General features: G+C 40.7%; 9 protein-coding genes. 2 read left to right on the forward strand and 7 right to left on the reverse strand.

All coding sequences use genetic code 11. The features are described 5' to 3' along the window. Positions 1 to 206 precede the first annotated feature (206 nt). From GJU39_RS20170 to GJU39_RS20185, 4 genes are read right to left on the reverse strand one after another with little or no spacing between them, the layout of a single operon-like run. On the reverse strand, positions 207 to 1,802 hold the full coding sequence (locus GJU39_RS20170; RefSeq protein ID WP_154282809.1) for a SusD/RagB family nutrient-binding outer membrane lipoprotein: 1,596 nt from the start codon (positions 1,800 to 1,802) through the stop codon (positions 207 to 209). Between the two features lie 7 nt (positions 1,803 to 1,809). Beyond that, on the reverse strand, positions 1,810 to 4,911 hold the full coding sequence (locus GJU39_RS20175; protein WP_154282810.1) for a SusC/RagA family TonB-linked outer membrane protein: 3,102 nt from the start codon (positions 4,909 to 4,911) through the stop codon (positions 1,810 to 1,812). 31 nt (positions 4,912 to 4,942) lie between these two features. Then, positions 4,943 to 5,932 (reverse strand): FecR family protein, encoded by a 990-nt coding sequence (locus tag GJU39_RS20180; RefSeq protein ID WP_154282811.1) that lies wholly within the window; start codon positions 5,930 to 5,932, stop codon positions 4,943 to 4,945. 47 nt (positions 5,933 to 5,979) lie between these two features. Further along, positions 5,980 to 6,621 (reverse strand): RNA polymerase sigma-70 factor, encoded by a 642-nt coding sequence (locus GJU39_RS20185; RefSeq protein WP_154282812.1) that lies wholly within the window; start codon positions 6,619 to 6,621, stop codon positions 5,980 to 5,982. 291 nt (positions 6,622 to 6,912) lie between these two features. Here GJU39_RS20185 and GJU39_RS20190 point away from each other — a divergent pair, with 291 nt between their 5' ends. Together GJU39_RS20190 and GJU39_RS20195 are read left to right on the forward strand one after the other, a co-directional pair. Beyond that, positions 6,913 to 10,026, forward strand: a complete 3,114-nt coding sequence (locus tag GJU39_RS20190) for a SusC/RagA family TonB-linked outer membrane protein (protein WP_154282813.1) — start codon at positions 6,913 to 6,915, stop codon at positions 10,024 to 10,026. A gap of 17 nt (positions 10,027 to 10,043) precedes the next feature. Next, positions 10,044 to 11,681 (forward strand): SusD/RagB family nutrient-binding outer membrane lipoprotein, encoded by a 1,638-nt coding sequence (locus tag GJU39_RS20195; RefSeq protein WP_154282814.1) that lies wholly within the window; start codon positions 10,044 to 10,046, stop codon positions 11,679 to 11,681. A 281-nt stretch (positions 11,682 to 11,962) separates the two neighbouring features. On the opposite strand, the gene GJU39_RS20200 is transcribed toward GJU39_RS20195, so the two are convergent. Genes GJU39_RS20200 through GJU39_RS23645 form a run of 3 tightly spaced genes read right to left on the reverse strand, consistent with a single transcriptional unit; the run spans position 11,963 to position 15,152 of the window. Then, positions 11,963 to 13,339: a YeiH family protein gene (locus GJU39_RS20200; protein WP_154282815.1), complete on the reverse strand. Its 1,377-nt coding sequence runs from the start codon at positions 13,337 to 13,339 to the stop codon at positions 11,963 to 11,965. Between the two features lie 18 nt (positions 13,340 to 13,357). Further along, the gene (locus GJU39_RS20205) at positions 13,358 to 14,800 is read right to left on the reverse strand and encodes a phytoene desaturase family protein (RefSeq protein ID WP_154282816.1); all 1,443 of its coding nucleotides are present in this window, start codon (positions 14,798 to 14,800) and stop codon (positions 13,358 to 13,360) included. A 25-nt stretch (positions 14,801 to 14,825) separates the two neighbouring features. Then, positions 14,826 to 15,152 (reverse strand): molybdopterin-binding protein, encoded by a 327-nt coding sequence (locus tag GJU39_RS23645; protein WP_407946896.1) that lies wholly within the window; start codon positions 15,150 to 15,152, stop codon positions 14,826 to 14,828. Positions 15,153 to 15,554 lie beyond the last annotated feature (402 nt).

Here is a 15,554-nt window from a genome sequence, read left to right on the forward strand (position 1 = left end):
CGGAGTTGCAAAAATTTCAACGGCTTCTCCTTCCATCATCTCCTAGGCCGGGGAGCAGGGTGGAAATAGCAAGGTTCGCCTTCGCCTTAATTGATAGCCTTTGGAAAGAACTTGTCGAAAAATGTTCTTAGCGTCGTTTCGACGAGTTTGACATGACAAATCTAACTATAATTTAAAATACAGCATTTTCTCTGTTCGTGATCTTTTTATCGATCCCACCAGACGCGTGAGGTAAGCACGTCACCGCCAGGAATTCTACTTACCGCATCTTTATAATTTTGCGGATTATTGAGAATTTCTGTTGAGAGGTAAATCATTCGCCTCGGGATGGTACCGTTCGTTACGTTTCCTTTATAATTTACAGGTACAAGTTTCGGGTAGTCACTTCTCTTCCAGTTTAACCAGGCTTCAATAAAATTAAACGTAGTGCCAGTAGTTATCCAGTATTGTGTGTTAATAGCTGCCAGTGCATTCTCGGCATTGCTTTCATCAAGCGGATTTTGATTAACAAAATCACTAAGCGTGTTTACCTCAACTGCAGCTAAAGGATCTAACTGTACAAGTGATTGAATAGCACTGGTTAATCCATTGGCATAATGAGATTTGGCACTTCCACCTACATTCCATCCCCTTACCTTCGCTTCGGCTAATAAAAATTCTGTTTCTGCATAGCTCAGGATAAAAATCGGTCCGCCTAGTTTGAGGTAAACTGCCGTGCGTGGCCTCGAATATTTTCCCAGCGGAGCGAAATCACTTCCACTACCCTTACCTCCGGGATAACCTGGCGCCTTACCAATATCCGTGGCTCCGCCTTGCAGGTCGTACCCATTTGGAAGCCCAAGCTGAACACTTGCATCTGTATTGCCCGGTAGATTTTGATCTGCGCTTTTTGCCAGTCCGTCGTTCGGAACCTCTCCTATTACACCTAGCCTGGGGTCATTTGTATCCCTAAGCTGATCAATCAGTGTTTTGCTCCATCGTACCTCCAGGTAATCTGAATAGGTTCTTAAAGCCAGTGAGGTTCCATTCTGGCTATCGAAGGATGAAGCATCTGTAACCAGGATTGCGTTATCATTGATGGTGGTAAAGGTTTTACCTGCGGCCTTTTCTGCCCAGACTCTTGCCTTTCCCGGATCAACTTTTGTTAACCTCATGGCAATTCTCATCATTAATGAATAGCCAAATCTCCTCCATTTATCAATATCTCCCTTGTAAAAAAGATCAGCTGTGGGACCAGGTTTATTACTATCCAGTTGTGCGATTGCCTTTTCAAGATCATTTAACATTTGGCTATAAATCGCCTCTTGCCTATCATAGACCGGAAACTTAATCCCTTCCATGGCCTTTACCGCTTCTGTATAGGGCACATCACCATACGTATCCGTGATTCTCTGTAGAATCATCACGAACATGATATCGCCGATGGCAATCAGGTTTTGATTCAATGCCGGGTCTTTCAATCTGGCCAGGCGCTGCATTTCCCGGATATAAGATGCATCCTTATAACCTTCATCAAATATCCGTCCCTGGTAATCGGTAAAGCTGCCAACATTGATGTACTTATCGCCATTGTTGTAATAATTATAGGTAGAGGCGAGCAGCTGCATCATGGTACTTTGATACAAAAGCTGGTAATAGCCGAGATTAGCGTATTTCAATTGTGCCTGTGAGAGCAAACTATTCGGATCATAATTCTCCCCGGTTAGTTTGGTTGGATCAGTATTGATCTCATTGAGCTGCGATTTGGAACAGCTGTTCATCAAAACGACAAATAAGATTCCTACAACACCTATCTTTTTCATGTTCATCTTATCTGAATTTAAAATTAAAATTGATTCCGAAAGTCCGGGTGGCAGGCAACGAAGCACCTTCAATTCCTGCGTAGCCGAGTGTAGGCGAAAACTGTGATTCAGGATCTACATTATCGCTATACTTAAGTAAAATGAATAAATTTCGTGCTACCAAATCTATATTAATGCTACTGAAAGGTGTCTTTTTCAGAACCCTATTATTAAAAGCATAACCCAAGGTAGCCTGCCGAAGTTTAATAAAGCTCCCGTTGAGAACAGATAAGGCTGAAATGTTGGTGGCGAGTTCTGGGTAATAAGTGTAAGCTGGCACATTTAAAGTATTTCTTTGACCGTTTTCTAACACACCATCGGCCACAATCCCGGTTTCCCGCCCGACAAGAGTTGCCTTATTAAGCCCTTGTACATAACTGTAATATTCTGTAGCAGATAAAATTTTGTTACCAAAACGGTAATCAATCAAAAAAGAGAGATTAAATTGTTTATAACTGATGCTGTTGGAAATTCCTCCATATAACGTTGGCATGGTACCTCCCATAGGGATAAAATTGCCACGTTTCGGAATCCCGTCTGATCCAATAACGATATTGCCATTAGCATCACGCAGATAATCGTAAGCCATAATTTGGGTAATCGGCTTGCCAACAACCAGTGCTGTATTGGCGTTTAACGGCCTGTAAGTTCCAGTGAGGGTATAATTACTATTGCCATCGATCGATAGCAATGTATTTTTCACTTTTGTAAGGTTCAGGTTAATCTGCCATTTGCTATTGGTAGTTAGTAGTGGCGTGTAACCCAAAGCCAGTTCAATTCCCCTGTTCCGGGTTTCACCGAGATTAACATAGGCAGAGGTAAAACCGGTAGTGACCGATTGCTTCGCATTAATAATTTCATTGTGGGTAACACGGTTAAAATAGGTAAAATCTACATTGAAGCGGCTATTAAAAAATTTAAGATCCAGGCCTGCTTCTATTTCATTTAACGTAAAAGGCTTTAAATTGTAATTGGGCAAATCGCCGGAGAAACCTCCTACCGGGGTCCCGTTAACATTGTTATCTACATTATAATAAATCTGTGTGGTGTAAGGGAAGATGGGCTCTCCGCTGGTTTTGGCAAAATCCAATCTCAATTTACCAAAGTCAAGGCCTTTTAATTTCAACAAGTCTGAAAAGATAAAACTTCCGGAAACGCCGGGCACGAAAATTCCACGGTTATTGGCTGGCAGTGTAGAGTAAATATCATAGCGACCAGTTACTGAGAAATTGAGGAAGCGCTGATAACTCAAATCTGCAGTATAGTAAGCAGACTCAGTGACAATCCTTGAAATGGCGAAAGTCCTGGTACTGGTAACGAGGTTTTCCGGAACATATAAATAGGGCGTGATGAACTGTGAGCCTTTTAACCTTTCGCTATCGCCTTTTCTTTCCCGGTAATTTGCACCCAATGAAAGTTCAAGATTCCATTTATCGGTTAAGCGTCTATTTGCACTGAGCAATACATCGCTGTTAAATTCTGAAGTCTTGCTTTGATCATAGGCATTAATGCCGCCTTGTCTGTTAATGGAAAAGGCCGTTCCGGTAGGTAAAATACTCACTACTTTATCTTTACTAAAATCGTAGCCAACCCTACCCTGAAGTGATGCCCAACTGGTCAGTTTATACTTCACCACCGCAGAGGAGATGTAGCGGTTCCGATTGGCATAATCGGCCTGTTTATTCATCAGAAAATAAGGATTCGTTTTATACTCATCAGCATTCCAACGCCGTTCGAAACCTGTTTCTGAATCAAAACCAGGAGCCAGAATCGATTGATCTAAACTCGTAGCTAGAGCCGAAACGCCGTAATTCGCATTTAAAGGGCCGTCGCTTAAATAGCTTTTGTTTTTATTGCGTTCATCAATGTAATTTCCGGTCAGGCTAATTGATAACTTTCTGGTTAGCGCCAGGTTTCCATAAAAATTAAATGTTTTTCGGTTAAGTGTGCCATTGGTTAGAATAGAATTGTAATCTAAATTGGAAACTGAAGCCCGATAATTATTACTGACGTTCCCGCCCGTAAGTGAAAGGGTATTGGTAATTGCAGGTGCAGTTCTGTAGAAAGTCTGAATGTTATTTTTTACCGGTGAATATGGCCGCATGGAGCCATCAACCTGTGTGGTTAATTTGCCATCCATTACCTCTCCCCAGCTTAGTAAACCTGTGTTGATTGCGTTATATAAATCTGCAGGGCGTTTATTCTGTGCACCCTGACCATACAAATATTGATAATCAGTTGAATTAACCGGAACATCGAAGGCAACATTTGCATTGTATTCCAACTTTGGATCAGCATTTTCTCCACCGCTTTTGAGATTAATGAGAATGACACCATTTGCTGCCCTGGCACCATACAAAGCCGAAGCAGCCGACCCTTTCAAAATGGTAATGGTTTCGATATCATCGGGATTGATGTTACTGATACCATCGCCATAATCGGCGCCGCCATATTCGTTTGCACTTCCTCTGATGCTGTTATCAATTGGCACACCGTTAATAACAAACAGCGGTGAGGCTGCTGTCATGCTCGAAACGCCACGAATTAATACGCGGGCCGAAGATCCCGGGCCACCGCTTACCCCTGTAATATTTAATCCTGCTACCCTCCCTTGAAAAGCCATAATTAAATTACTTTCCCTGGCTTTTGAAATGGAAGAACCCCTAATGGTGGTTAAAGCATAACCAACTTTTTCATTGTCTTTTTCAATCCCCAAAGCAGTAATGACTACCTCTTTTAAAACCCGGCCGCTATCAGCTGGTAATTTGTCATTCTTGCTTTTTCTGATGACAATTAAATTGTTGGGCAGAAGGGAATAGGTATAGCCGCTGTTGAGTAATAATTGATTGATAACTTTTATGGCTTCTTGTTCCTCAACTTTAATAGAAACCTGATGTTTTGGGATTTGGGCTTCACTATAGGCAAAATGATAAACCGTTTGCTGTGATATGGATTCTATCACCTGTTCAAAATCTGCGTTGGTAAAATTTAGGGTAACTTTAGTTTGCGCGTTCGCATAAAACGGAAGAATTAATCCAATTAATACTATAAATTTTTGCGCAGCACTCATGGCCACAAATATACGTGGCTAATGGTTTGTACTAGCGATAGATATATACATTTTTACCCTTTACCGAATAATTAAAGTTTCCGATGAATTTTAACGCATCCAATGCTTCGGTAATGTTCTCTTTGGTGAAGTGTGCCGTGAATACCAGTTGCTTTAGTTCAGGATTTTTGAAGGATATGTCAACATCATAATGTCTTTCTAAAAGCTTGGCTACCTCATCAAAACGACTGTTTTTAAATAGGAGTTCGTGATTTGTCCATGCGGTTTCCACCTGGCTTTCCCCATCAATCCGGCTCACTAATCCTTTACCATTTGAGAGGGTAAATTTATCGTTCGGCCGTAAAGTAAACGATTGGTGATCCTGCTTAAGCGAAATCACTACCTTTCCCCTGATCAACGTAGTTTCGGCAAAATCATCATTTGGATAAATTTTAACATTGAAAGCCGTACCCAACACTTGTACATCCATTTTTTCCGTATGCACAATAAAAGGATGTTGCGGATCTTTTTTCACATCGAAGAAAGCTTCTCCCGATAGGTAAACATTTCTATTATCCCCGCTAAACTTTTTAGGGTACCTAAACTGACTTGCGGCATTGATTTTAACCAAAGTTCCATCTCCGAGCGTAATCGTTTTAATATCGGCCGCTTTGGTTTGCACCTTTACCCATGCTAAATGCCCTGCATGATCTGAAAAAAGTGCTTCTCTGTTGTATAACAAAACGACACCCAACACCACCGCAACTACCGCAGCAATTTTTAACCAAACGAAGTTTCTATTTTTCCCGATTTTTAAACCCGGTTGTGCAGGAACCTGAATCTGGCTTTTAATGCGATCGAAAACCACATCAATATTTTCTTCTTCCACAGTTTCAGCTTCCAGATAGTTTTGCAGCAAATCATATTCTTTGTTAAAAGCTGCATTACCCGCTAAAACTGATTTCAGCTCAATAGATTCATCCGCAGAAATTTCTCCGGCCAATTGTTTTCCAAGCAATTCTGTAAATCTTTGATCTGTCATTCTAGTTGTGGTTTCTATTTAGAAGTTCCTTATTTTTTAAAAATTGCCTACAAGTAATATAAAAAAGTTAAAGTGCCCAATAGCATCAGCAGCGAAATTATTTTTCCGCTTCGGTTTTCGCCCGACTCCATCTCCACCAGAGGCCTCAACACCAAACGAAGTTTAGCTATTGCCCTGAACAATTGCGTTTGCACAGTTCGCGGCGAAATATTAAGTAGTTCGGCTACTTCTTTGTATTTCATTCCACTTTCTTTGATTAACCTGAAAACCTCCCTGGCCTGCGGAGCCAAACTTTCAATAGCAAGATTTAGCTGTTTGTGAAGCTCTTTCGTTTCGAGAATATACTGTGGCGTATGCGCCGTTGCCGATACATCTTCGTCTACATCTACTAAATCGATAAATGTAACTGAAGAATTTTTTTTTAAGTATTTGAGTGATTGATTCTTAACTGCGATAAAAAAATAACTTTCCGGATTCAGAATGTGTGTACCTGTAAGCCTGTTTTCCCAACACTTAATAAATACCTCGGCCACCAGATCTTCAGCGGCTTGTTTATCGCTAACATAATAAACGGAAAACTTAATCAGACGGGTGTATAAAAACCGATACAGCTGCTCAAAAGCGCTGATATCACTTTCAAGGCAAATCTTATTCCATAAAACGACCAGATCTGGCTTCGCTGCTTTCAAATTGATTAGTTTAATTAATCAAACGTAAAGTAATCAAAAAAAATCTGGTCGGCAGACAGTTTAACAGAAAAATGTTATTTCTACAACGGTTACTAAAACGTTATCCAATGCTACTAACAGCACTTTATTACCGTGAATGTCAAGCGTAAAAAAATAAATTTAAAAATTATCGGTTTGCGTGTAGGCAATTTGCATCGCACAAATGCTCTTAACTAATAAACCATATGGATGGAGTCTGTATGGAGACTAACAGTTAACCAAATAATTATTCAAAAATTATTCTTAATGAATATGAAAAAATCTTTACAGCTTACTTGTTTATTGCTTTATGCATCAACAGGTTTATACGCAGCTGCACCTATTAATCATTTTAATCACGCAGTTTCTTTCCACTCGGTTTATCAGGATGTGATTAAAGGAACAGTAAAAGATGAAACGGGTGCCACCGTACCAGGCGTAACCATCATTATAAAAGGATCGAAGGTTGGTACCCAAACCAATACTTCAGGCCAATACAGCATAGCAGCGAAGGCTGGCGATGTGCTGGTATTCTCTTTTATTGGTTACCAAAACAAAGAAGTAACCGTAGGTACACAAAGCACGGTGGATGTGACTTTAGGCGCAGATTCTAAAAATCTTGAAACCGTTGTGGTAACCGCCCTGGGTGTAAAAAGATCAGAAAAATCGTTAACCTATAATACGCAACAGGTATCTGGTGATGAATTATCTAAGGTGAAAAGTCCTAACTTAATGAATTCTTTAAATGGTAAAGTTGCAGGTTTAACCATCAGTCCAAGTGCATCTGGTGTGGGCGGTTCGGCAAAAGTGATTTTGAGGGGAAGCCGTTCAGTGAGCGGAAATAACCAGCCTTTATATGTAATTGATGGTGTGCCGATTAGCAATAACGGTAATGCAAACGGCCAGCAGAACAGTGTATTTGGCGGTGGTCAGGATGGTGGAGATGGAATTTCTAACTTAAACCCTGATGATATTGCAAGCATTACAGTTTTAGAAGGCGCATCTGCGGCAGCGTTATACGGTAGCCAGGCACAGAATGGTGTAATTTTAATTACCACCAAACAAGGTAAAGCAGGAAAAACTGAAATTGGCTTTTCTTCGGGTGTAAACATTGATAACATTGCTTACAAACCGAAGTTTCAAAACAGCTACGGACCTGCATCTGCTACCACGAGAGATAGCTGGGGAAGCGCGATTAATAACACCACAGATAATTTAAAAGATTTTTTCCAGACAGGGATTAACACTTCGAATGCAATTAATCTTTCTGGCGGATCTGAGATTGCACAAACTTATTTCTCTTATTCGAACACTTATGCAAGTGGAATCCAACCAGGAAATAAGTTAAACAGAAACAATATCAACCTGCGCGAAACAGCTAAATTTTTAAACAACAAACTAACTGTTGATGCGAGTGTAAACTACATTAACCAGAAAATTAATAATAGTCCATCTTTAGGTCTATATTTAAATCCATTGGTAGGTTTGTATCTTTTCCCGAGGGGCGTAGACATTAACCCATACAAAGAGCAATATTTGCTTGCCGGCAATACGGGTACTGCCCGTCAGAACTGGCTAGGTGGCTCTGCAGATATTAATCAAAACCCCTGGTGGTTGACTAATTTAAATCCAAACACATCTATCCGTAACCGTTTCTTATTAAGCGGAAGTGTAAAATATGATGTGGCGAGCTGGTTAAATGTGCAGGTTAGGGGAAATATGGACAGAACTACTGATGATTATGAAAACCACAGGTCATCTGGGATCAATGGAAACTTCAATTCTACCGGAACGGGTTATTTTGCACAAAGCAACCAGACTTATGTACAGAAATATGTAGATGCGATTGCGAACATTACTGTTCCGTTAACCGGATCTGATTTTAAATTGAACGGATTAATTGGCGGAAGTATTAACGATCAAAAAACTTCAGGCCTTTCGCTTGCAGGAAACCTTTCGGCGGTAGATTTCTTTACTCCCTCAAATACAATTGTAGCGCAGCCAGGTACTTTTACGGGAAATACTTTAACCAATACCACAGCTATTATTCCAAATCATAATCAATTACAAGCTGTTTTTGGTAACGCCAATTTATCTTACAAAGACTGGGCTTTCTTCACGGTTACCGGTAGAAATGATTGGTCTTCTAATTTATCTTACACGCCAAATAATTCTTATTTCTATCCTTCGTTCGGTTTGTCTTTCATCGTTTCGCAGATGTTTAAATTGCCAGAAGCCATCAGCTATGCGAAAGTGAGAGGTACTTATGCAGAAGTTGGAAATACCGTGCCACCTTACTTAACTTTTATCCAAAATACGCTAAAAGCAGATGGTGCATTATTATTTAATACAAACAGGGCATTCAGGGAATTGAAGCCAGAAAGAACAAAATCTTTTGAGATTGGAACGGATTTACGTTTCCTTGCTAACCGGATCAATTTCAGCTTCACCTATTATAAAACCAATACCAGAAACCAATATATTCCGGTAATTGCACCACCATCTTCATTGGTATCTACAGGTTATTTAAATGCCGGAAATGTAGAGAACAAAGGTATCCAGTTTATTTTAGGAGCGGATGTGGTTAAAGGGGATGGATTCAACTGGAATACATCAATTAATGGTTCAGCGAACCGCAACAAAATTATCGATATTGCATCTGAAGACAGAATTTTCAGTGTAGATTTAACCGGAGGCGGTAATAATTCATATATCTCAAGATTAAAAGTTGGCGGTTCTTATGGCGATATTTATGGCTATACTTTACAGCGAGATGCACAAAACCGTGTTATTCTTGGAGGAGACGGAACAAGTACTTCGCCTTACACGCCATTAAAAAGTGCCGATTTTAATTACATCGGTAATGCCAATCCTAAATTCCAACTGGGCTGGAACAACAGTTTTAGCTACAAAGATTTCAGCTTGAGTTTCCTGATTGACGGTAAATTCGGCGGTCAGGTTTTATCGTTAACTGAAGCTTTGATGGACGAAGCTGGTGCTTCTGAAGCGACCGGGAATGCTCGGAACCAGGGCGGTGTTAAAATCGATGGTGTAGATACCAAAGGTAATGCAGTCTCTGCTAGTATCAATCCTCAAAGTTATTATTCTATCGTTGGTGGAAGATCAGGCGTATCAGGCGAATATATTTACAGTGCTACAGTAGTGCGTTTGAGAGAAGCGGCTTTGGGTTACACCTTTCCATTAACTGGTAAAACATTCAAAAGCATGAAATTTTCAGTTACGGGCAGAAACTTAATTTACTTCTACAAAAAGGCACCATTTGATCCGGAAATCACGATGTCTACCGGAAATGGTTTATCAGGAATTGATGTATTTAATCAACCTGCTACCCGCACATTAGGTTTCAATTTAAATTTATCATTTTAATTCTTTTGAAAAACAACATGAAAACTATATATCACAAATCCGCTAATAAAGGGATTAAAGGATTGTCTGCTGTTTTGCTGGCATCTTTAATGGCCCTGAATTTTGGATGTACCAAAAACTTTGAAGAATTTAACACCAATCCTACCGCACTTTCACCTGAGCAAACTACCGCACTTTTGAAATCTGCAATTGGTCCGATTGAGCAGGAAATTTTTCACAACTATCAAATCGCACAGAATTTAAGTGCGGATGCATTTAGCGGTTACATGATGGCACCAACACCATTTAATGGTGGAATCAACAACATGAACTATTCACTTAATAATGGATGGAATAGCGCTGGCTTCAACGACCAGTACAACTTTGTGATGGCTCCAATTTCTAAAATCGGCCAGAGTGAAGTGAAAACAAAATCTCCTGAGGCATGGGGCATTGCACTTTTGGTACAGGTAATGGCCATGAGCAGGGTGACCGATAAATTTGGTCCGATTCCATATACTACGGCAGGTTCTTCATTGGTATCTACGCCTTATGAAGATCAGAAAACCGTTTATAATGCATTTTTTAAACAGATTGATACCGCAGCGAATAACTTGCAGGCTTACATTACGGCCAAGCCAGGCACTCCTGCCTTTTATGATAAAGGCGATTTAATTTATCAGGGAGATCCGGTTAAATGGTTAAAACTAGCGAATTCATTGCGTTTACGTTTAGCCATGCGGATAGTAAAAGCAGATGCATCTACTGCCAAAGTTCAGGCTGAAAAAGCTTTAAGTGCACCAGGAGGATTACTAACCACTGCTGCTGATAATGCTGCAGTGGCACAATCAGGAACAAGAGACAACGATTTATGGGTGGTTACCGTATCATACGATGGCGATAATGCTTTGGGTGCTGCCTTACAATCTTATCTGGTTGGATATAATGATCCACGCCTGCCAATTTATGCTACGCCGGCAACAGATCCTTCATTTGCTGGTCAATATATCGGAATCAGAGCCGGAGCCAATACTTCATTTAATGGTTTGGGTAAACCGGGTTACAGAAACTACTCCAGTGTAAATTCAAGCGACAATGTTAAATCACCTGCCGGACAAAAAGCTCCCCAGATTTTAATGACCGCTGCTGAAGTCTGGTTTTTAAAAGCTGAAGCCGCACTTCGTGGATGGACAGGTTCTGGAGATGCACAAACCAATTACGAAACCGGAATTTCTACTTCGCTTCAACAATGGAATGTGAGTGCAGGTAATTATTTATCAGATGCCAGCAGCAGACCAACGGCTTATGTAGATCCGAAAAACCCTGCAAACAATGCTGCAGCGGTAAGCACGATTACAGTAAAATGGGATGCCGCAGCTTCGAATGAGCAAAAATTAGAACGAATTATTACGCAAAAATGGTTGGCTGTTTTCCCTGACGGACAGGAAGCCTGGTCTGAATACAGACGTACTGGTTACCCAAAATTGTTCACCGTAGCTAATAATTTCAGCAATGGAACAATTAATACACAAACGCAGATCAGAAGATTACCTTATCCATCTACTGAGTTTGGTAACGGCAATAGCGCCGAGGTTGTGAAGGCTGTCGGCTTATTAGGTGGTCCTGATAATGGCGGCACAAGATTGTGGTGGGATATTGATAAAGCTAATTTTTAGTTTATTCTTTTATAAGGATTTAAAGGTAGGATGACTTAAGGTTGTCCTACCTTTTTTTTGAAGTCGAGATTGAGGGAGAAGGAGTAAAGAGCAAGAACAAGGAGTAAAGAACAATGAGTAAAGAGTAAAGACAACCAACGGAAAATAAACAACGAGTAACGAGTAACGAGTAACGAAAAACAACTAAACGCAGATATGTAAAATAAGCAACCAAAACAAACATCGATCTATAAGTAACGAAAAACCATCAACGAACGAAGAGTAACGATCAACGACAAACCCTACTTAAAATCCGGAATCGGAAAAAGATAACCACCAAATAAAATGTAAGACCATAACAATGTCCAGAAAATATTAAATATTTGCGCAATCACGAAAGTAAATGCCGGTCTTCCGCCCTGAAGTTTCACCAATGAAGAAAACTTAGCTTCCATACCAATTGAAATAAATGCAATGGCGAACCAAATGGTTCGCAAACCGTTTAATGTTGGTCCAACACCTTTAGCCGTTGCCGGCGAAAGTAAAAATGAAAACACCAACGAGGCTCCGATGAAACCTAATACAAATTTTGGGAAACGTTCCCAAACTATTTTTAGTCCAGGACTTTTTACCTTTGTTACCGGAATTTCTCCGTCTTGAGTCGCAGGTTTTCTATAAGCCCACCAGATTGCAATGAAAAATGCCGCTACACCAATAAAAACATTTTGTGAAAATTTAGCGATTACTCCTGCTTTTACAGCAATCGGCCCGACTAAATCTCCAGCTGCGGTTACGGTTGCAGTGGTATCTAAAGTTCCGCCTAGCCAGGCACCACCAATAACTTCCGGAATCTGAAAATACCGCACGGCCCATGGTAAAATCACCATCATTGGAATGGCCATAATCAATACCAGTGTAGTTACATAAGATAACTTTTTCTTGTCGCCGTTAATTGCGCCTGCAGCTACAATAGCTGCCGATACCCCGCAAATGGAAACTGCAGATGCCAGAATAATCCCAAATTCATCATCTACTTTTAACTTCCGGCTTAACCAAAGAGAGAAAAACCAAACCGCACTTACTACAATCACCGCTTGTATAATTCCAGGTAATCCTGCTTTAATTAGATCAGCAGATAGAATGGTAGTACCTAAAATAACGAGGCCTGTTTTGATGTAAAATTCTGACCGGACAGCTTCCTTCAACCAGGAAGGAAGTTTGATCAGGTTGCCAAGCAAAATTCCAATCAGTAGCGCAAATACTACATATTCTAACCCGTAATAGGAAACACTTTTATTTCCACCAATAATAAAAGCAATGTTTGCGAGCAAATAAATTAAAGCGAAGCCAGCGGCAAACCTGCCAACATTCCCGCCGGATAATGCAATAGCAATACTGGCGAGCGCTAAGAAAACAACACCCGTTTCGAGGATTAACAGCAGATTTCCAGGTGATAATATTTTATTAAACAAGTCTTCGCTTCCGCTCCATTTGTAAGCAGGCAAAGCAATTGCTGAACCGTTATTTGTTAAAAATAAAACCGTGGCAATGATGATGGAGCCTAGAATTACCGCCCACCAGTCTTCCGTTAAAGATTGTAGAAATGTCTTCTTATCTGGCGTAATTCCCGCATCTGTTAATGCAGCGCTATTTTCTGTTGCTGTATTCTCTACTGACATAAATCTTCTATTGTGATGTTATTTGATTTCAATTTTAAAAATATCTTTTAATGCAGTTTTGGCAGCATTATATCCGCACATCCCATGAACTCCCCCACCGGGAGGCGTAGATGATGAACAGATATAAAGCCCTTTCGCCGAGGTTTTATACGGCGACCATTTTAACACTGGTCGTGTAAACAATTGCCTGATGTCTAAAATACCACCGTTAATATCTCCTCCGATATAATTAGGATTATGCGCTTCCATTTGTTCGGTATTCATGGTATTTCTGGCCAGAATCACATCTTTAAAACCCGGTGCAAAACGTTCCACCTGATTTTCAATAATCGCCGTCATATCCTGCTTAGAGCCATTTGGAACATGGCAATACGCCCAACCGGTATGTTTTCTTTCAGGTGCACGGGAGGAATCAAAAATACTTTGTTGGGAGAGCAGCACAAAAGGTTTTTCTGCCTGTTTGCCTCTGCTGGTCATCAACTCCCCTTCCGCTATTTCTTCGAAGGTATTGCCGAGGTGAATGGTTCCTGCCTTTCTGCAAGCCGCTGCTTTAAATGGAATCGGTTCGTCTAATGCCCAATCGATTTTGAACACCCCCATTCCATATCGGTAGCGTTCCAGTTGCCATTTGTAAATGTTAGAGAATTTGTGTCCTGCGATTTTTAGCAACTGCTTTGGCGTAACATCGAACAGAACAGCATGAGCAGAAGGCAACTTTGATAAGTCAGTCACAAAATGACCGGTTTCAATGGTGCCTCCAATACTGCGAAAGTAACTGCCCAGCGCATTGGCAATTGAAACAGACCCTCCTTTTGGAATTGGCCAGCCTTTTAAATGCCCGGTTGCCATTAATACTAAACCTATAGCTGTTGTACTTAGATTGCTTAAAGGTTGAATCGCATGGGCAGCCATCCCGCCAAATAATCCACGTGCCGCCTGCCCTTTAAAATGATCTACAAAGTAGGTAGCGCTGGTTAGTGCTTTCAAACCAAAGTTTGCCATGGCCAGCGGATGCGACGGTAACCGCAACGGACCCAGCGCATCTCGATCAATCAGCGGCCAGTCTGAAATTACCGATTTCATCAGCTTTTCATAAACATGATTATCCCTCCCTAAAAAACTGGCAGTATGTGATATCGATTGATCTAAAATTGCTGCTGTGCCATCGTCAAAAGGGTGGGCAGCGGCAAGTGCCGGGTAAATAAATTCCAGACCATGTGCTGCCAGAGGCAGTGTTTTAAAGAATGGGGAAGCTACTGCCATTGGATGAATGGCGGAGCAAACATCATGTACGAAACCGGGCAAAGTAAGTGATTCAGAGGCCAGGCCACCACCAGTTTTATCTTTCCCTTCAATAACCAAAACAGATAATCCCTGCTGTTGCATCAAAATAGCAGCTGCCAGCCCGTTCGGACCAGAACCTACCACAATCGCATCATAATCTCGTTTTTCCAGACTCATCTCTTATTTGGTATAATTTTCAGGCTTAAAAAACACGGCCATCTGTTCTAATCTGCCAGGCAGTAATCGGGTTCATGTGGTAGCCACTTATGTTTGTACCTCTTGCATTAACCAATTGTTTCAGCGTAGGCTGCAAATAGCCGGTTTCATCAGTAACCCGGCTTAAAATCTCAGCAGAATTACCATCCCAGTCCCATAAATATCTGAAATAAGTATGGGCTTTGCTCAATACCGGCTCTTGCAATTTTGCAGTTCCCCAGGTTTTTCCTGCATCTGTGCTCACTTCTACATTTATTACTTTTCCCCTCCCACTCCTGGCCAGGCCACGAATTTCTACATAACCTTTCTTAATTTGATGTTGATAAGATGGATGATTGAGCGCGCATCCATCTCAAAGCTAAACATTCTAATTTTATCCTTCACGGGATAAGTATATTTTAAAGTTTTTTCCTGCTTTATAAGGCCCTTCGGATAATTCAATTCTTCTGGGCCACTTAATATTCACATTTCCTTCCTAATACATTTTCATCCTGGAATCAACACTTTGTCTATCGCATCACCATCATATTGAAAAGTTCGCTTACCTGGTGTTACTTCACTAACTTCTAAGATTCTTTGAATGTCACGCATCCGACACCGGTAGATTAACTGCTTTTGTATTATTAGAGTTTTCTAAATCCTTTTAGATTGCTTTAAGCCGGAATGATGGCATTATATTTTATACGCCATTTGCGTAGTAACATACCATTTTTAT

This window comes from Pedobacter petrophilus (assembly GCF_009674725.1).
Classification (GTDB): Bacteria; Bacteroidota; Bacteroidia; order Sphingobacteriales; family Sphingobacteriaceae; genus Pedobacter; species Pedobacter petrophilus.